Annotated in this window: 13 protein-coding genes; 4 read left to right on the top strand and 9 right to left on the bottom strand. The window is 40.5% G+C overall.

The window, feature by feature from the left end; genetic code table 11:
- Positions 1 to 92: 92 nt before the first annotated feature.
- The gene (locus HMPREF1321_RS09395) at positions 93 to 1,628 is read right to left on the bottom strand and encodes a RagB/SusD family nutrient uptake outer membrane protein (RefSeq protein ID WP_009422391.1); all 1,536 of its coding nucleotides are present in this window, start codon (positions 1,626 to 1,628) and stop codon (positions 93 to 95) included.
- A 12-nt stretch (positions 1,629 to 1,640) separates the two neighbouring features.
- Positions 1,641 to 4,697 carry a SusC/RagA family TonB-linked outer membrane protein gene (locus tag HMPREF1321_RS09400; protein ID WP_009422352.1) on the bottom strand — a complete coding sequence of 1,019 codons (3,057 nt, stop codon included), beginning with the start codon at positions 4,695 to 4,697 and terminating at the stop codon, positions 1,641 to 1,643.
- A 195-nt stretch (positions 4,698 to 4,892) separates the two neighbouring features.
- Here HMPREF1321_RS09400 and HMPREF1321_RS09405 point away from each other — a divergent pair, with 195 nt between their 5' ends.
- Both HMPREF1321_RS09405 and HMPREF1321_RS09410 read left to right on the top strand, forming a co-directional pair.
- Positions 4,893 to 6,848, top strand: coding sequence for a multiheme c-type cytochrome (locus HMPREF1321_RS09405; protein ID WP_009422411.1), 1,956 nt, complete (start codon positions 4,893 to 4,895; stop codon positions 6,846 to 6,848).
- 136 nt (positions 6,849 to 6,984) lie between these two features.
- Positions 6,985 to 7,344 carry a DUF488 domain-containing protein gene (locus tag HMPREF1321_RS09410; protein ID WP_009422358.1) on the top strand — a complete coding sequence of 120 codons (360 nt, stop codon included), beginning with the start codon at positions 6,985 to 6,987 and terminating at the stop codon, positions 7,342 to 7,344.
- A gap of 686 nt (positions 7,345 to 8,030) precedes the next feature.
- Here HMPREF1321_RS09410 and HMPREF1321_RS09415 read toward each other — a convergent pair.
- The 6 genes from HMPREF1321_RS09415 to HMPREF1321_RS09440 form a co-directional block, all read right to left on the bottom strand.
- Positions 8,031 to 8,648 carry a 4'-phosphopantetheinyl transferase family protein gene (locus HMPREF1321_RS09415; RefSeq protein ID WP_009422383.1) on the bottom strand — a complete coding sequence of 206 codons (618 nt, stop codon included), beginning with the start codon at positions 8,646 to 8,648 and terminating at the stop codon, positions 8,031 to 8,033.
- 341 nt (positions 8,649 to 8,989) lie between these two features.
- On the bottom strand, positions 8,990 to 9,967 hold the full coding sequence (locus tag HMPREF1321_RS09420; RefSeq protein WP_009422447.1) for a pyruvate dehydrogenase complex E1 component subunit beta: 978 nt from the start codon (positions 9,965 to 9,967) through the stop codon (positions 8,990 to 8,992).
- Positions 9,968 to 10,115: 148 nt separating this feature from the next.
- The gene (locus HMPREF1321_RS09425; protein ID WP_009422375.1) at positions 10,116 to 10,919 is read right to left on the bottom strand and encodes a class I SAM-dependent methyltransferase; all 804 of its coding nucleotides are present in this window, start codon (positions 10,917 to 10,919) and stop codon (positions 10,116 to 10,118) included.
- Between the two features lie 59 nt (positions 10,920 to 10,978).
- Entirely contained in the window at positions 10,979 to 12,226 is a 1,248-nt protein-coding gene (locus HMPREF1321_RS09430) for a hypothetical protein (RefSeq protein WP_009422436.1), read from the bottom strand.
- A gap of 11 nt (positions 12,227 to 12,237) precedes the next feature.
- On the bottom strand, positions 12,238 to 12,909 hold the full coding sequence (locus HMPREF1321_RS09435) for a DUF6796 family protein (protein WP_009422367.1): 672 nt from the start codon (positions 12,907 to 12,909) through the stop codon (positions 12,238 to 12,240).
- A gap of 211 nt (positions 12,910 to 13,120) precedes the next feature.
- A complete protein-coding gene (locus HMPREF1321_RS09440) occupies positions 13,121 to 15,445 on the bottom strand; it encodes a TonB-dependent receptor (protein WP_009422361.1) in 2,325 nt (774 codons plus the stop codon).
- Positions 15,446 to 15,748: 303 nt separating this feature from the next.
- Here HMPREF1321_RS09440 and HMPREF1321_RS09445 point away from each other — a divergent pair, with 303 nt between their 5' ends.
- Positions 15,749 to 16,714 (top strand): helix-turn-helix domain-containing protein, encoded by a 966-nt coding sequence (locus tag HMPREF1321_RS09445; protein WP_009422418.1) that lies wholly within the window; start codon positions 15,749 to 15,751, stop codon positions 16,712 to 16,714.
- A gap of 59 nt (positions 16,715 to 16,773) precedes the next feature.
- Here HMPREF1321_RS09445 and HMPREF1321_RS09450 read toward each other — a convergent pair whose 3' ends face one another.
- Entirely contained in the window at positions 16,774 to 17,466 is a 693-nt protein-coding gene (locus HMPREF1321_RS09450; RefSeq protein ID WP_009422397.1) for a porin family protein, read from the bottom strand.
- 855 nt (positions 17,467 to 18,321) lie between these two features.
- Here HMPREF1321_RS09450 and HMPREF1321_RS09455 point away from each other — a divergent pair.
- Positions 18,322 to 19,131, top strand: coding sequence for an RHS repeat domain-containing protein (locus tag HMPREF1321_RS09455; RefSeq protein WP_009422412.1), 810 nt, complete (start codon positions 18,322 to 18,324; stop codon positions 19,129 to 19,131).
- Positions 19,132 to 19,354: the final 223 nt, after the last annotated feature.

Genomic DNA, 19,354 nt, shown 5'->3' on the forward strand with positions numbered 1-19,354 from the left:
AAATGATAATAAAAAAAGCGGTCTATTAAGACCGCTTTTTTATTTTAAATATGTTTGAAATCTCTTTATTGTATTAGCAATTAATCATTGTTTTACCAACCTGGGTTTTGTTGCCAATTGGCTCTACCTTGTTCATAGAGAATGTCACTTGGAGAAAGTGGCCAAACCATTTTATAATTCCCCGCAGGGATATTAAGCTGATAATACTGGTCAGCAGGGTCTGAAACAATAGCACTGAGGTTCTGAGGGGTACCACGTACTACGCCCAAATTCCAACGCTTGATATCTGCCATACGGAAGCCCTCGAAAGCAAGTTCGCGGTTGCGTTCGTTTTGAATCTCTGTCCAAAGATCGGTATAGGTTACACTACCGATACCACGTGCAGTACGCAATCTATCTAAATAGATTTTAGCATTGGTTTGATCGCCGTTTTTATAAGCGGCTTCGGCTGCTATTAAGTATATCTCAGCAATACGAAATACCTTAGGACGATGCATATAAGTAGGGGAGATACCTGATGTTTGTTTTAGCAAAGGGTTATCGGGGTATTTATTTACCAAATACAAATCGGTGAAAGTAGCACTGCCATAGTTAGCAAAAAGTTTTTTGATATAAACAGACTTACGGTAGTCGCTATCATTATACAAATCTACGAAATCTTGAGTAGGTATTGCTTTTGGCAAATACCTTATTTCAAACCTACGCAATCTATTGTTCCACTCTCTTTGGTAGCCCAAATAAATATCATTGGCTGATGGTAACTCTGCTGTATTACCTACATCGTATTTAGCATAAAGCTGTACAATACTTTCTGCAGTATCATCATCTTTCCATACCTTTTCTAAATCACTACTACTACTCACTAAGCTATAACGACTACCAATAATTGAAGTAGCTGCGGCATAAGCCTCTGCCCACTTGCCTCTATAAAGCAATACTCGCGCCTTGAGTGCTGCAACTGCATCTTTGGTAAACTTCTCTGACCCTAAAGCACCTGTTACATCACTAAGGCGAGTTTCGGCTTGTGCTATATCGGCCAAAATAAAGTCGTAAGTCTGTCCTACTGTACTTCTGTTAGGAAAATTGTTGATAGTAGGTGCGTTTAACAAAGGTAGCCCATAAGCTGAAGCCTCATCAGTAGGGCAATAATGTGTCAGCAGATAGGTGTAGTAATAAGCACGTGCCAAATACAATTCGCCCATATTGTGCTTTATCTGTGCCGCATCGGTGCGGTAATTTTCTTGGGGAATAGTAATAGTAGGAATCCCCTCTAAACCTATATTTATATTTTGTATTGCCCCCCAATAGCGTTGCCAAATAGTTGCTGTAGCTGCATTATTGACAGTAAACAATGTCCAGTTTTGAAAATTGGTAATCGTTTCGTTAGTACCGTCTCTTAGAGCCATATTCAGGAAATCAGCTTGCAAGTCGGTAGCATACATAGCACTTCCGTATATGTTTGTACGCAACTTACCATACATACCATTCACCCAAGATTGAGCATCTTGTACGGTTTTAAAAGAGTTAGCTTGGCTCAAATCTTCATAAGGTTGTTGGTCGAGGTTGAAACAGCCGGTAAAGAACAGAGGAGCTACTACTAAAGTTATTATTTTATAAATCTTTTTCATTGTTTTACGTTTTTAAAAATTAACATCTACCCCTAAGGTAAACTGACGAGAAGGAGGATAGCCACCTGATGAAATAGCATTATTGTACTCAGGGTCTGCTCCTTCGTATTTGGTAAGCGTAAAGATATTGCGGGCGGTAGCATATAAGCGTACTCCTTCAAAGAAATTCAATTGTTTGATAACTTCTTTTGGGAGGCTATAGCTAAGGGTAATATTTTTCAAACGCATAAATGAGGCGTCTTGTATCATACGCGCATCCGATGAATTTACGAAAGTGGTAGTGTTTATCTTAGGGTGGCGGGTGTTATCACCTGGATTTTTCCAATAGTCTAATATTTTTCTACTTAGGTTGTGATCACCAAACTGGTCAGGATTTTCGGTGTACTTCATATCGTAGTTCCACTTATATTTTTCCAACGAAAAAGAGAATGCCATATCGAGCGAGAATGTTTTATAGCTGATATTCCAACCGAATCCACCATTGATAGGGGCTTGCATTTTCTTGCCTGTGGTTTGTCCTAACTTACTTGAATCGTAAGTAGTTGTTACTCTATTATCATCAGTTACTTGCTCCATACGGTCATCACCTGGTATGTAATACTCCATTTGTCCGGTAGTAGGGTTTACGCCTTTGGGGATAACGGCTGCCCATTCAAGGGCACGACCTAATTTATACCCTATTTCAGAAGAAGGAACCACATTAGAGGTTTTATTGCCAAAAAGAGCGGTTATTTCTTGCTTGTTATAGTTTACGTTGAAGTAAGGACGAATGGCTAGATCTTCATTTTTACTTCTATACACTACTGATGAGAAAGTGAAGTCTATCCCACGGTTGCGCATACCCCCTGCATTGTCAAAGAATTGATTTTGCCCTGAAGTACTATTGAGCTCACGACTTGAAATCATATCGTAAGTCTCGCGGTCGTAGTATTCTATATTGAAAGAAGTACCTCTATCAATCACAATATTAAGCCCTACAGTAGTTTTGCGTTGCTCTTCCCAACGTAGATCAGGATTACCCAAGCTACCTACTGTATAAGCTGTTTTACCTTGATAGAAATTGTCTGGTTTTATGGTAGTGATATGTTTGTAGCCTCCTAAGGCATTTCCTGAAAGCCCTGTGCTGAAGCGCAAATTGAGGTCTGAAAGCCATTTTACATCTTTCAAAAAGTTCTCTTGTTTGAGTTTCCACATCGCTCCTATTGCCCAGAAGTTACCGTAGTGGTTGTTCTTACCAAAGGCTGATGAACCATCACGGCGCATTGATAGGTCTACGAAATAACGAGTGTTATAAGAGTATTCCACTCTTCCGAAATAAGAATTGAAAGTACTTACAGTCTTTTGGTCTTCTATTCTTTTATCTTTACTACCGTGTCGGAGCATTGTTAGCCCTTCTGAAGGTTGTCCGAAAGTAGTAACATCTAATTGTTTGCTGCTATTTTCAACCGACTCTTGTCCTAATAACACATTGAAGCTATGTTTTTTGTTTTCTCCTAACAGGAAGCGATATTCTAACGTGTTAGTAATTGTTTTTCTGAGTGTACGACTGTTAGACACTGAAGTGTAAGGATTAGGGTCATCGAAAAACTTATAATCTATAAACGAAGGTAACTCTTTTAGTTCTGATTCGCCATACCCGTATTGTATCCCTCCTTGTGTTTTGAATATGAGGTTTTTAATAGGCTCTATAGAGACGAATCCCGAAGGCAAGAAGTCATCGGAGAAAGAGTTGCTAGGGTGTGTTTCGGCATAGTAGTCGGGGTGGTAGAAACCAGCTGAACGACTGGTGATGCCAGGGATATAGTTTTTACGTCTACCATCTTCGTAAGTAGGACTGTAAAGTGGCAAAGCTATCACCTTAGGGGTGTTGAGGGTTGAGCCTCCTTCGCGCTCGGTATGTCCTGCTGCAAATGAGAAGCCTGTTTTTAACCATTTAGTGATTTGGGTATTGATACTACCATTGACAGTATAACGACGGTAATCGCTACGAGGTGCTGTAGAACCCTCTTGGCTGAAGTGCCCAAACGACAAATAATAAGTACTATTATTAGTACCTCCTGAAATAGAGACATCAGTACGTATCAACGGTACAAAATCTCTAAAGAAAACCTTATCCCAACGGGTATTGTAAGGATTATCGGCTAAGATTTTATCTGCTGATTGTCTCGCTACGTCCTTGCTTTTACTGAACTTACCTACAGCCAAGTTTACTGCTTCAGGATTTTTTTCTATCCAAAAGTCCATATACTCGCGTGGGGTCATCATATCGTCAAAAAACTTACGGCTGGCATTGGTAAGCGCTGTAAAACCGAGTTGGTGACTGATGGTTACGCTTGTACGCTCGTTATTACGTCCTTTTTTGGTAGTGATGAGTATCACCCCATTAGCAGCACGTGCTCCGTAGATAGAGGTAGAAGCCGCGTCTTTAAGTACCGTAATACTCTCGATGTCATTAGGGTTGAACCTGCTCATCACACTACTGCTTACGGCTATTCCGTCCATTATATAGAGAGGTTCTTGAGTTCTCTCACCTCGTAGTGCGCCTTGGAAGTTGTTATACCCGTGGATAAGGATATCGCTATTGCTACCTGGGCGACCAGAATCACTGGTTACCACTACCCCTGCTAATCGTCCTTGTAAGGCATCGGATACGCTGGCTACCGGAGCTGCACTCACATCTTTACCTTGTACTTGTGCGACTTGTGCGACGGTGCGGCTGGCGAGCTTAGGAGCTCCATAGCCGGTAACCACCATTTCTTCAAGTTCTTGCACATCGTCTTTAAGCACTATGTCTAATCGTTTGGTGGAGGCGGTTATTTTTCTCTCTACTGTCTTCATTCCTAAGATCGAAAAACTCAACGTTTCTCCCACTTTGGTTTGGATAGTATAATTCCCGTCCATATCGGTAGCGGCACCACGCTGGGTACCTTTGATTAATACCAATACACCTAATAAAGGCTCTCCTTTTTCATCTTTTACAGTACCTGAAACCTCTATGTTCTGTGCTGTAACAGTAAAAGTTACCAGCAAGAAAAGAGCCCAAGAGTACAACATTCTCAGTTTTGTCATCTATATTTAATTTTGCGCAAAAGTAGTAAAAAGGTTTCAATATTGCAAGAGTTTTTAATACAAGTAAATACATTTGTTAATTTTTAATGTTTTAGCACTCTTTTATTGGTATTTTTAACCGTCTTATCCGTTGTATATTAAATATTGTTTTTGTACCTTTGCCCCGCTGTAAGAAAACCGCCTAAATGTTTCTTTATGTCGAAAAAACTATTGATAGCTCTTGCTGTTCTATTATGCCTTGCGGGCATTGTCTTTCTATTCTTCAAAACTACTAATCAGGAGATGTATACCTCCGTACAGGATATTAATAAAGAAACTCCTCAGGGCTACATAGGTTCAGCTTCCTGCAAGCAGTGTCACCTAAAAGAGTATAATGAATGGACGCTCTCCGACCATTACAAGGCAATGCAAATCGCTAGCGATAGCACCGTACTCGGCAATTTCAATAACGTTACCTACACCGCCGATGGCATTACTTCTCGTTTCTTCAAGCGCGATGGCAAATTCTTTATCCATACACAAAGCGAAGACGGGGCTTACAAAGATTACGAGGTATTGTATACCTTTGGTTATTACCCCCTACAACAGTATATTACCGATTTTCCTAACGGCAAAAAGCAAGTTTTCCGTCAGTCGTGGGATAGCCGCCAAAACAAGTGGTTTCACCAATACGCAGGCGAGGTAATTCCCCCCGATGATTACCTGCATTGGACGCAAGCAGGACAGAATTGGAACCTAATGTGCGCCTCTTGCCATAGCACCAACCTGCAAAAAAACCTCAACCCTTATACCGACTCCTATCACACTACTTATAGCGAACTCACCGTAAGTTGTGAGTCCTGCCACGGAGGGGCTAAAACGCACGCCGAGAGTAAGGGCAAAACTCGCACCTTTGTCCTTGCCTCGCAAACCCAAGAACTCAATGCCTGTATGCCTTGCCATACGCGTAGGGGAGAGGTAACTCAGCACCACGCTATGGTAACAGAGGTAATGGACGAATATCTGCCCGAAGTGCCCGTAACCGACCTTTATTTTCCCGACGGACAAGTGTTAGGTGAAAACTATAAATATTCGTCTTTCTTGCAAAGCAAAATGTATCACCAAAACGTACGCTGTACCTCTTGCCATTCGCCTCACACAGGCAAGCTGAAAGCCGAAGGTAGCAAAGTGTGTTTGCAGTGTCACGCACCTAAGTACGCTTCTCAGGCACACACGTTCCATAAGGGCAACCCAGCCGAAACCGATTGCCGTGTGTGCCATATGCCTACCCGCACTTATATGGGCAACGATGTGCGCCACGACCACAATTTCTATGTTCCTCGCCCCGATTTGTCTGCTCAGTACGGCACACCCAACACTTGCAATGCTTGTCATACCGATAAAACCGCTCGGTGGGCAGCCGAAGCTGTTGTCAAGTGGTACGGCAAACAGCGCAAACCGCATTTCGCCGAAAATCTTATTAAAGGAAGTAAAGGAAATATCACCGCACTCAGTAGTCTGTTAGAAGACAAAACAACCCCCGCCATTGTGCGTGCAGGAGCCATTCACTATCTGGGCAATCACCCTTCTGAAAAAAGCTTTGCGCTTATTAAAAAAGAACTCCACAATCCCGACCCACAAACGCGTTATCGTGCCGTGGTGGCTATTAGCGAATATCCTCTGAATCTCTATGAAAATGATTTGTTGCCCTTACTTACCGATAAGGTGAAGGCGGTACGTATGCTCGCAGCTAATGCATTGCTCACCCAAAAAGGATTAGAGGCTTGCAGGGTCTATAACCGATTTGAACAAGCACACCAAGAGTACAAGGAGTTTGTGCTCTCACAGTCCGATTTTCCATTAGGAAGTGCTACGGCAGGCGACTATTTTGTGAAGATAAACGATACCGATAACGCCATTCGTTTCTACGAGCGCGCTCTGCTGAAAGACAAACAGCTGAACTACATTCGCCTAAACCTCGCCGTTCTTTACAGTGGCAAAGCCCAAAACGACAAGGCAGAAAGCTTCTTAAACGAAGCCTTGAAGTACGAACCCAAAAACGCCCAAATCTATTACGATTTGTATTTGCTCTACAACGAACTTGGGCGCGAGGCAGAAGCCAAAGTTGCGCTTAGTAAAGCCAAAGCCTTAGGGATTAAGGGCAGGTTTTAATCCTTAAAGCATACCGCTTACAACACTCCTATCACTCACAACCACCCCTTCTCCGCTTCTTAATCATTAACTATTAAACATTAATCACTAATCATTAAATCCTAATTGGTATATTTTTTGCAATGGTCTTGTTACTATGAAAATACAATTAAAACGCGTATACGAAACAGAAAGCCCCGATGATGGCTTTCGTATTTTAGCCGATAGGCTTTGGCCTCGTGGCATCAAAAAAGAAGCACTTCATTTAGATTTTTGGGCGAAAGAGGTAGCTCCTTCCACAGCTTTGCGCAAACGCTATCATCAAGACGGCAATTTCGAAGATTTCAAAGCAGATTATACCCAAGAACTCTTGGCAAACCCCGCTTTTGCATCTTTCTTAGAGATGCTTAAACCTCATAAAGTAATCACTCTCCTCACCGCTTCTAAGCTGATTGAAAAAAGTGCCCTCCCCATACTCGAAGAGGCAATCTCCAAAAACTCCCTAAAAACCTCCTAAAAAAGCATTAGCCGAGTATGTAACTATCAATAGCCGAGTGTGTGTATAGAAGAATATTTTCCCCACATTACCTCCATTTTTTCCGTCCCTACATTCCCCCTTTGAAGATAGCCAGCAAGAGATTTTCATCACATTTCCTTCGTCATTCGTCATTCGTCATTCGTCATTTCTTCCCTTTTCCGTCATACTTCCCCCTAGTGCCTATGGCCTAAGGCCTAATGCCTTTTCTCTTTCTTTCGTCTCGAAACCCCGATTTTACCATTTTTTGCATTGCTGTATTATATTATGAGTCAATTGTTTATACACCCTTTCTATACCAATCGTCCAAGATTCGTATAAGCTTCCTATAAGCTCTCTATAAGCTAACCCCACCCTTCTTACACCCTTTTTTTACCAAAAATCCTCCCAACCTACTTTTGGAAACCTCCGTTTCCTTCCGAATCCTCCAACCCCTCCTCTGACCTGTCCGACCCGTCCATTTCCCTTGGTGGCATTATTGGCATTTCTGGTATTATTGGCATTTACTCCATTTTCTCATTTTCTAATTTCCTAATTTACTCCATTTTCTAATTTTTCTATTTTCTGAGATTTACGCTCAACTCACGTTCATTGGCATAAAAAAAACAAATGGCAAACTTTGTACAACTACAAAATCTACCATTTGTTCTTGTATATAACCAAAACGTTTATTTATTGGCTTTGCAATATCCTAAAACAAAATCTTCTATCAAAATAAAAAAGACCTTATACATAGTATTTCCTATCTTAATATCCGTCTCCTTGTCATTAGGAAAAAAGTCTTTTACCCTCACATCGTTTAGGGTAAGAGTAGGTTTGTTATGAATTTTAAAACCTACTTCTTTAGCACACCACGTCATTGTAAGTTTCTGAATGATGTTCTGAATCGAGTAATCCGCTGAACGGTAATTCCATTGAGTGAATTTATGTGCGATACGCAATATTTTCTCTCGTTTCTTCTCGATATCCACCCCCACAGGTTTATTACTTATCATCACCACAACCTTATCAAACGAATGACTAATCGAAATAAAATCTTTTCCCTTTAAAAAAGGCTTCCCGTAAGCATTGTAATGCAAAGAATTGGGGGCGTGTCCTAACTGAGTTAGCAATAAACGCGTAGCTAAAAAGTTCTTTTTAGCCCTCTCATTGCTAATAGCATTGTAACTCTCCTTTTGTTCAGGAGTAAGAGGAGTTTCTTCTTCCAACACAGCAAGCTCCTCCCTTACCTCCCAAATGTACAAGGTAGTTTTTTTATCTACTTTTATGGTGCTCTCTAATGGCATATATAATTCCCCTCCAAATTTCGCACAAAGATACTGAAAAATTCTTAATTCTTATAAGTTATATAAACCACCTTTGTATCTTTTTCTTTTCTTTCAGAAATCAATAATATGTTAAAACAACGCCCTTATAATGAGCTTATTTGGCATTATTTTAATAGTTCATAAACAATTAAGACGTTAATTTGTGTTACAAGCACAACTTTTATTCTTTTGCTTTCCTATCAAAAGTTTAACAAAAGATTAACGCTCTTAAACGAAAAAAAGTCTTCACGATGAGGAAAAATCGTGAAGACTAAAAAATAAAATATAACTTTTAAAAAAATAAAAATGATAGCAAATTCTTATTTATAAAGTACTTTTTTTACCGCTTTTACTACGTCGTCAGCATTTGGCAAAAACTCTTTCAAAAGCTCTGAAGAGAATGGTGCTGGCGTATCAGTGGTAGTAATGCGTTGTACAGGCGCATCGAGATAATCGAAGATGTGCTCTTGTACTTGATAAGTAATTTCAGAAGACACACTGGCAAAAGGCCACGCTTCTTCCAAAATCACTAAGCGATTAGTTTTCTTAACCGAAGCGAATACAGTGTCAAAGTCAAGCGGACGTACAGTACGCAAGTCGATGATTTCACACTCAATACCTTCTTTGGCTAAAATATCAGCAGCTTTATGCGCTTCTTTAATAATTTTACCGAAAGAAACGATAGTTACATCAGTACCCGAACGCTTAATATCGGCAACGCCTAATGGAATAGTGTATTCTTCTTCTGGCACTTCACCTTTATCGCCGTACATTTGCTCAGATTCCATAAAGATAACAGGGTCGTTATCACGGATAGCCGACTTCAAAAGTCCTTTCGCATCGTAAGGCGTAGAAGGAACTACTACTTTCAATCCAGGGCAGTTAGCATACCAGTTCTCAAAGGCTTGAGAGTGGGTAGCCGCCAACTGACCAGCAGAAGCGGTAGGACCACGAAATACGATAGGAATATTAAACTGACCTCCTGACATCTGGCGCATTTTAGCCGCGTTGTTAATGATTTGGTCAATCGCTACTAATGAAAAGTTGAAAGTCATAAACTCTACAATAGGACGGTTACCATTCATCGCAGCCCCTACTGAGATACCTGCAAAACCACCTTCAGCGATAGGAGTATCAATAATACGTTTAGGCCCAAATTCATCGAGCATTCCTTTAGAGGCTTTGTAAGCGCCATTATATTCGGCTACCTCTTCACCCATCAAATAAATAGACTCGTCGCGACGCATTTCTTCACTCATCGCTTCGCAAACGGCTTCTCTAAATTGTATTGTTCTCATTTATATTTATTAAAATAAGGTATATAACTAAAATTTCTGTTTTGAAAGCACAAAAGTAATAATAATTATTTAATCTCCTAATTTTTTTACTACTTTTATTTTCTATATATTATCTAAAACGTTATATATCAAATGTTTGTTATGTTATTTACCTTATCACTAATCTCACCACTCTCTGGTTAAATCGTCTATAAAAATACGGAATCTTATATAGCATACGGAAGATAAATGGGTAGCGACCTTGGTCGTACTTACTCATAAAATACTCTTTTGCGACGTGCAATTTAGGGTGCCACTGCTCCATCGCCTCGCTATACTTTTCGCTCCATTGAAATTCAGGGCGCCTATCTTTATCCATTGCTTTTAGTGTATCGTGGTTCTTAGCGTGCCCTACCAAAGCGTAAGCGAGCATATCGAAGAGAAGAGTAGCCTCAGTAAATGCTTCACAGAGATGTATCATAAAATCTTTTACCTCAAACGGAGGGAAATACATCAGTACCCCCTCAACAATAATGAGTATCGGTTTGTGGTGAGCTTTTACTTTCTCTATCCATTCAGTATTAAAGAGAGACATTTCTAAAAAACTACGTCTTTCACTCTCCTCAAAAAACTGACGCCGGATAGCAATTACCTCAGGCAAATCGAGGTCATACCAATGGGTAAGTTCCGGACAGCCCAAACGCTCATAACGAGCATCGAGACCCGTACCCAATTGTATTATTACTGCATCGGGGTGTTGCTCTATAAAAGCGCGTGTTTCTTCGTCTATCAAGTGAGCGCGCACACACACGCCTGCTTGGGAGAATTTACCTTTCTTGAACCGGCTAAAATCATAGTCTATTTTGTTTATAATCTCAGCAGCCTTCTCATCGCGTAACAGCGGTTGAGTTTCTTTATTTTCAGTAGCTTTTGCCCATAAAGTAATGAGCATTGTTTCGGGTATTTTGTTCATAGATGTTAGAGGTTAGAATCAGACCTGTTCGACTCGTTCGACAGGTCTGATTCTAAAAATTAGAACTCGTGAAAGAAAGCGGGGTTTCCAGTAGTGCTAAGCACTTGTTCTACGGTTTCAGTAGCGGGGTTGAAATCGAATAAGCCTCTTTTATCAGTACCGAAAGCGCCAAAGAGTACTCTATCTTTCAGTTTGGTAATGAGAATACTATGTCCGTCGGTAAGCGGAACGCCTCTTATCTGGCTGATAGATTTGTTGTTGAAATTTATGAGTACTGCCATTGCGTTTTTAGCAGTATAGGGGTTTGCGCCACCGAGTTCCACGATACCCACATAAGCTACAGCTTTACCATTGCCTATATACTGGCAGTTATACACGCTAGCAGGCTTGTAAGGCTTGTATTTAGTGCCTGCAATAGGAGTAGTAGAGATATCCCACGATTTGCTACTGTCGAATTCAGTCTTGCCTTTGGGAATACAGAGGAAACCGCATTTAGTATTGTCTTTGGAATATCCAAAATAACCTGCGGTAGCTATATAAAGGTCACCTGCTTCATTGGTAAAGAGCATTCCTTTACATTGTGCCATAGGGCGAGTGGGGAAAGTGAGTTTGGTAGTGGTTTCCGATACTACTTTTTCTACCACATCAGTTTGAGGGTCGATGATAGCCACATCACACTGTTGGTAGTCGGCGTAAGGTTGCCAACCTGCTCCAGGGTTGATTTGGTTGAGACATAGGTAATACTTGCCATCGCGAATAATACCCATAGCAGGCTCAGGACTACTGTCGCCGTGAGCATACTTGGCGAGGTCGATTTCTCCTGTTTTTTGCATTGTCTGTGGGTTGATAATCCACACCACGCCTTGTGTGTACATAGGTACATAGGCTTTCGTAGCACTTACTTTTTCGAGATGACCTACCATCGAATTAGAAAGCCCTGCGAGATTTGCTCCTTTGGTGAGCTTTTTGGTAGTAGGGTCGTAAGTATATTGGGTGATACCGCCGATACCTTTCATAGTGTCGAAGAGGTAGACACTTTTCCCTTCTACTTGTATCGAAGAGCCAAACTCTACTTGCTCAGCTTTGGAGTTATCAATAGCGATACCTCCTGCCATTTTATGAAAGATTTGAAGGTAAGAACTACCACTCATACCATCGGGGTTTTTGACAGAAGTTTCTAATAAGAAATCACCTGTATAAACCACATTACTTGGTGGTATGGGAGCGGGGGTAGGTTTGTCGTCTTTCTTGCAACCCACCGTAAGAAGTGCTAAAGAGCACACAGTTAAAAATACTTTTGAATACATAAAATTAGTTTTTAGTTATTATTATTAGTTGTTAGACTTGTCTGACCTTTAAAAAGTAGCAACCCTATAAACATCAGGGTATTTCCCAAGCTGATAGCCGATACATTCAATCCGTTTTTAATAGCCGAATCTGGCAACAAATAGGCTATAAGATGAATGATGCCAATACCTATAAACATATTGAAAAGGGCTGCTACGCGAGGATAAACGGTCTTTTTCCTTACAAAAGCTATGAACTGTGAGATGTTCATCAGTAGGAAAAAGACGATAAAAATGTAATAGCAAGGCACTAATACATTATTAGAAAAGGTAGTAGCTATATTGTGAGCTAAGGTTGCATCGGTGGGGTAAAGCTGTTTGTAGATAAGCATCACCACAGCACAATTAAGGTGCACCCCACAAGCTGCCATTACTAGCCACCCCCAGATACCTACTTTGTAAAGCTTTGAGAGCGTTTCACTACCTTCTTTCATCAACTTGTAAATTTGCCAATACCCTATGCACTGCAGAGGGATACCTATCACACCTAAGAATCCTCCCCACATAATGCGCGATAGGGGTAAGGTAAGTGAGAAGTTCATTAGTGATTTTTCAGGGTTTTCTACCTGAATGTACCCCAATAGCATATCACCGGAAAAAGTAATAAGTGAGGCTATTAAGCCTAAAATAAATCTTTTTTTCATATATAATTGTTTTTCATCTTTTGCTTCACTTTTTATAGCCAGCCAATCAAAATTGGTTTGTAAAATTTTCGTCCTACGCTTTAAATTCGCTTTAGATTCGCTTTTAATTTATTGTAGAGCCACTGTAGACCCACTGTAGAGCCACTGTAGACCCACTGTAGACCCACTGAAAGTATAGTTAAAGTATATTTTTAGTTCGGACGAGAGGGTGTTAGAATATTACTCTTAGCTTCACCCCTCCATTGATTCCCATTAATGGGCGGTTGAATTCTGATAAGGTCTTTTCATTCGTTATATTCCGCACTTTCCCCGAGAGAAATATTTTATTATTCAAAAAACTGTGCTCAAAACCTATATCAATAGTTGTACTGCGCGGAATGCGGCGTTTCTGCAATTGCGTCATTTCAAAATCATAGTAATATTCTTCTACGAAAGCGACATCGGCAAAAAGGCGTGTGTTTTGCCCTGTGCCACCAAAGAGGTTCTCGCAGTGGAACTCCAAGCCTGCATTCGCCATTAAGTATGGTATATTAGGCATACGTTTGTTTTTAGTAGGGTTAGGCACGGTGCTTTCTGGCTCGTAAGCACGTGTATCGCGCAGGTCTTGATAAGTAGTGTTGCCGTATAGATAAAGCGAAGGCAATACATCGGCTTTGGCTTCAAACTCTACCCCAAGAGTACGCATCTCACCAAAATTCTGGTATTGTGCCCCTATGAGTCCGGCAGTATAACGTATCATATCTTGCAAATACATATAGAAGAAGTTCATTTCTATCTGAGCATTGGTAGGGTGCTTGCCTGTAAGGTCGAACAGGAAACCGAGGTTAGCGCTGAGGTTACGCTCTGGCAATAAATCAGGGCTGGGGATTACGGCTATACCATCGCCTAAGAGTTCCGTTTCCGAAGGAATACGCACCTCATAACCAGCAGAGAGTTTCCCCATTAGCGAAGGCAGGAAGCGGTAGCGCATCGCATTATTCACCCCAAAATCGCTCTTGCTTACGTCTACATCGTACTTACCGGGGACAAAGAGTGGCGCCATTTGAGTGTGCATAGTATACATATAATGGCGTACTGTGAGCGAGTTTAAAAACACGTCGTTAAGCGTACGGAAGTCGTATGTAAGTCCGCTTATCCAACTGCGCATTTGCGAATCGAAATTCACTTGCTTGCCCAGACTCAGGGTCTTTAAGTCGTCTTTGGGCGTACCGTTTGCCATAGAAAACACACTGTTGATATTCAGCGAATGGCGTTCAGTAAGAATGTACTCCAAATTGGTTTTATTAATAAAAGTGAGCTTTTTATCGTCAGAGTCCGATGGGTAGTTATAACCTGCCTCACCGCCATAACGCGAAGGGGTAGGGTAGGAGCTACCGTCCCACTCATAGCGACGGGTGGCTTTGTCGATGAAGTTCATTTTGGTAAGTACCAATCCGTTGAACATATCGAGGTTTAAGCCTTCTGTGAGGAAATTGTCTTTCTCGAGTTTGTTAGAAAGCCCCGTCATTAGCGACTGACTATGGGCTTCTCGTATATCGTATTCGATACCTTGAATTTCCTTATAGGTTTTGACGAACACGGGTTCTAATTCTACTTCGTCGAACCACCATTTCTTTGCTTTGAAGCTCCCGCCAATGATGAGCTTGCGGTACTTATCGTGGTTGCGGGTGATGCGCAATCCTTCTTGAAAAGGAGAATCGAAAGTGTAGTTATTGTCCGATGAAGTATAGCCCCCACCGATACCGAATACCAATCCGCGCTGTTTGAGGTTGCGTTTGAATACCCCTTGTGCCTTATGGGTGTTGTAACTTTCATATCCATAACTGAGGTCGGCATATTTATCGGGGTATTCGCGAATAACGATATTGATAGCTCCTCCAAGCGATGAGCCCCCGAAGCGTGCTGGTACGACTCCTTTGTAAATCTCAATACGGTCAATCATATCTATGGGGATATCATTGATATCGATATAATCCGTTTGCTCACCTAAGGGCAATTCGTCTATAAAAAAGCCTATGCGCTTACCTTCTAACCCTCTTACTGAGATACGTGAACTACTACCTACCCCTCCCGAAGTGCGCAAAGTGATACCTACGGTTTTTAGAAGAATGTCCTGTACACTGCTTACCGTACCTCGCAGGTTACTCATATCAATTACCGTTACGGGCATACTCTGCTCTTTCTTTTGGTGAGCGATACTCTTGCCCGAAACAGTTACTCCGCTTATTTCTTCGGCTTGTTCTTTCAGCGATACATCTGAACGCATCTGTCCTTTCACACTGATTTTCTTTCCAAAGGTTTGATAACCGAGGAAACTAAACCACACGGTATAATTCCCTTCGGGTAAGTGTGCCAATCGATATTGACCGCGTGCATCGGTGCTCGCACCTTTGTTTAGTTCTTTGATGTAAACATCGGCACCTATTAAAGGTTGGTGAGTTACCTTATCGGTAACCGTACCAATGAGTTCGGCAGTGTTTTGAGCTGATATAGAAAGACTGAAGAGTAGTAGTAAAAGAAAAGTTTTGTTTAACATAGATATCGGTTTTTGCGTCTCAAACTTTGGCAAAGTTGAATTACCTAATAATCAGTATTTAATCGCTTGCTAACTGCTAACGACTAAAAAACTAATACTTAAAATATTTGGTGGTTTGAAATATGTTATTTACTTTTGTTCTAAACAACAGATTTCAGAGTGCAAAAATACAGCAAAAAGGAAGTACGATTGTTTAATTTCCTTAGCAAAGTTTTACATCTGAATAGCAAATAAAGTGATTGGTTGTTTGTAGCCGGCGGGTGGTGCTGACGACAAACGGCTTATGAACGTGATAAACGACTGATGAATATGATAAACGAAATAACATTACCTTTGGCAACTAACGAAGAAGAGGTGCAAAATTATTACGAAAGAGTGAATGAACAAATAGGGGTGTTTCAATTGGAACAACAAACCTTAGGCAATCATACTTACTACCGATGGCAAGTACAAATGAAGGAGGAAGTGACTTTTGTGGGACGTATGGATATTCCTTCAGTGCGTCTTTATTTTGTAACCCGAACTCACAAAGGTATGGCGGTGCAGATAGACGGGCGAAATTGTATCAGTAAGGCGGGGACTCACAATATCTTTTTTGGTAAAGAAGAATGCTTGGGCAAAGACTTGTTGCATAAAGATGATATTATAGAAGTGATTACGGTTGCTATCAGTGCTGAGCAATTTGCGCAAATAGCTACTCAATACCCCGAAACTTTTATGGCGTGGTACCAGCGCTATGAGCGGGGTGGTAACTTTATTCTTTCGCCTGAACAATCACTTCCTACTGACTTTGCTATGCAAACTGCCCTTGACCAACTGCAACACGCTTCTCTTTTAGGCAAGGCAGCACGACCTTATGCCGACCTAAAAGTGCAGGAACTTTTTTTGTTACAATTACATCAATACGAACAGCAACAGCTACAAGTATACCAATACTGCAAAACCCAAGCCGACGTGCGGAAGATGTACGAAGTGCGCGACCGCCTTACGGCTCAGTTGGACGTTACGCCTTCGATAACTGAATTGGCACGTGCCGTAGGTGTGAATGAAAAGAAGTTGTGTTATGGTTTTAAAGAGGTATTTGGCACTACTGTTTTTGGTTATCTATACGACTATAAAATGGAGTTGGCACAACAACTGCTCCTTCACACCGATAAGAGTATAAGTGAAATCGCCCTCACTTGTGGGTATGATTATATATCGCATTTTTCGACTGCCTTTAAGAAGAAGTTTGGTAGAAATGCAAAGGAGGTAAGAAATAAGAGGTAAAAAAAGACTGTCTATGGTTTTTAGACAGTCTTTTTTATAAAATTTTTCGTATGAAGCTACTAGAACTTGTAACCTATCCCTACTTGGAATACGCGGTTTTTGAAATTCAAAGTAGTAAGTTTATATCCGTTTTCTGAATACGATTTAGTCGATAAGTCGGTAAGACCTAAATTAAAGGAAGCATCGAAAAAGAAACCAGAATCGAAGTTGTATTCAGCACCAAAGCCTAATCCTAAATCGAATTTCTTGTCGAGAGTTAAAGGTTCATTGTCTACATTTACTAAACCAAAATTCGAATTATCTTTACCGCTGGCTTTAGCTTTTGACACAAAACCTAAGTTCACCCCTATTTTAGGGCGGAACCCATTGAAGTCGTATTTAATCCAAAGAGGAATGTTGAACTGCTCGATTTTCAATTTACCGTCCTTAATATCTAATTCTCCAAGCGAAAAGTTGTTAATCCTACCACTTAAAGAATTGATATTAGCTCCTTGGAAAGCATAGTCAACACCAGCTTCTACCCATAATTGTTCGTTGAAGCCATATTCGATAAAGGCTCCGAAGTGGAACCCAGGGCTGTAAGAAGCACTAAATTTGGCGGTTCCTGTAACTCCTTGTACTGAAACTGATGTTTCAGGGTCAGAAACATTGGACATCAAAAAGCCCGCTTTAGCACCTACTTTAAATTCTTGGGCGTTAGCGCCAATGATAGTGGCGATTGCCACAACAAAAGTAATAAATGTTTTTTTCATTTGTAATATGATTTAATGGTTTTTACTTATGGTTATTAATATCTCTGAACTCTTTGAGTTTTCAGAGGGGTAGTAGAGTAGTAAATTAAATGAAGTGTGATATAAAACTTGATTTCTGATGAGTTTTTATTTTGCAAAGATAAATAAAAAATTTTAATTAGCAAATTTGGAAATGAGAGAATGAGGTGCGAGCCGCACAGGCAGTTAAATTAGCAAATGGGAAAGGGTTGAGAGATTCGGAAGATGTCGGAGTAATTCGGAAGAGGGGAGGTAGGATTTTTGGTGAAAAAAGGCTATGAGAAGGGTGGGGGTAGCTTATAGAGAGCTTATAGGAAGCTTATACGAATCTTGGACGATTGGTATAGAAAGGGTATATAAGTGGTTGGTTCATAGCATAATACAGTGGTACAAAAAATGGTAAAAACGGGGTTTCGAGGCGAAAGAAAAGGGAATCCTCACCCCGTCCCTCTCCCAAGGAGAGGGGGAATGTGGAGACGGAAAAGGGGTGAGGTCGTAGCACGACAGGCAATTGAAAGTAGTACGACAGGTGATTGAAAGTAGTACGATGGGTGATTGAAAGTAGTACGACGGGTGATTGAAAATAGTATAATAGGCAATTGAAAGTAGTATTTTATTACATCGGATTGAGGTTAAATAAGGGTAGAAAATTTCTTTAAAAAGAGAAACAAATGATAGCTATTTAGTTATAAATATAACAAGAGGTGCTTTATTATTCTCATTTTACTTTGTTTTGGCATAGTTTTGGTAAATAGGTAGATATGGCGTATTGGTACATTTAGAAATCTTTTGTACTTTTGCGCCCCAAAAAAGTATTATTTTAAATAGAACATTATTATGAAAAGAATCATAGCTATTGCCTTATTAGCTACTACTGTCGCTTTTGGGCAGAGTCAGAAAAAGAATGGTTGGGAGCGTGCTCAGCTGAAAGGGAAAGTAAAAACGGTTGTGCAATCGGGTATTCAAATTGGTGAAAACGGAGAAGAAATACCGATGAACTCTGAGCTTTTTTCGCAGTTTGACAAAAAGGGAACTGTTGTGAAAATGCAATCGAAGCAAAATGGAATGACGATTAAATTCGTAGATGTGTATGACAAAGACGGGAATATGATAGAGTCGGCTTCGAGAGATGACTCGAACACGTTGCTTTCTAAGAATGTGTATGAGTACGACGAAAAAGGGAACCTTACCAAGCACGATGTAGAGACGCCCGACGGGAATATTTTTATGAGCCGAATAAATGTTTATAACGAACAGAATCAGCTTGTAGAACGCACGGATTGTATAGCAGGAATGTGCCAAGATAAAACTACTTATAAGTATACTCCTGAGGGGAAATTATCGGAAGAGTCTAAATTCACAAAGGACGAGCTTACCAGCAAAACGGTATATACTTACGATGCCAAAGGGAATATAGTAGAAAAGCAAGTGTTTGACAAAGATAACGCTTTGAAACAGAGAGTTGTTTCAGCTTTTGACAAAAACAACAATGAGGTGGAGGTTAAATACTTTGACAAAGATGGCAACGTTACTAAAACAGAGACTTACGAGTTTGTGTATGACAAGAAGAACAACTGGACAAAGAAAACAATGTCGGTTAACGGTCAGCGTGTAACGATTTTCACACAGAAGTTGAAATATTTTTAGGAATAAGAAGTTTTTTTAATAGCATAAGGGTTGGCTTACGAAGGTGAGTCAACCCTTATGTGTTAAGAAGGGGGATATTTTTATATAATTCAAAATATTTTTGTATCTTTGCACTGTGGAAAGCTGTGTTTAATGGCTATAGAACTGTGACGCGGTAGGCATTACGTAGTCGTAGTGCGACGGGCTATTAGGACTTTGACAAAAGTCGTGGCAAAGCAACACT

This window comes from Capnocytophaga sp. oral taxon 412 str. F0487, assembly GCF_000271925.1.
Lineage (GTDB): Bacteria > Bacteroidota > Bacteroidia > Flavobacteriales > Flavobacteriaceae > Capnocytophaga > Capnocytophaga ochracea.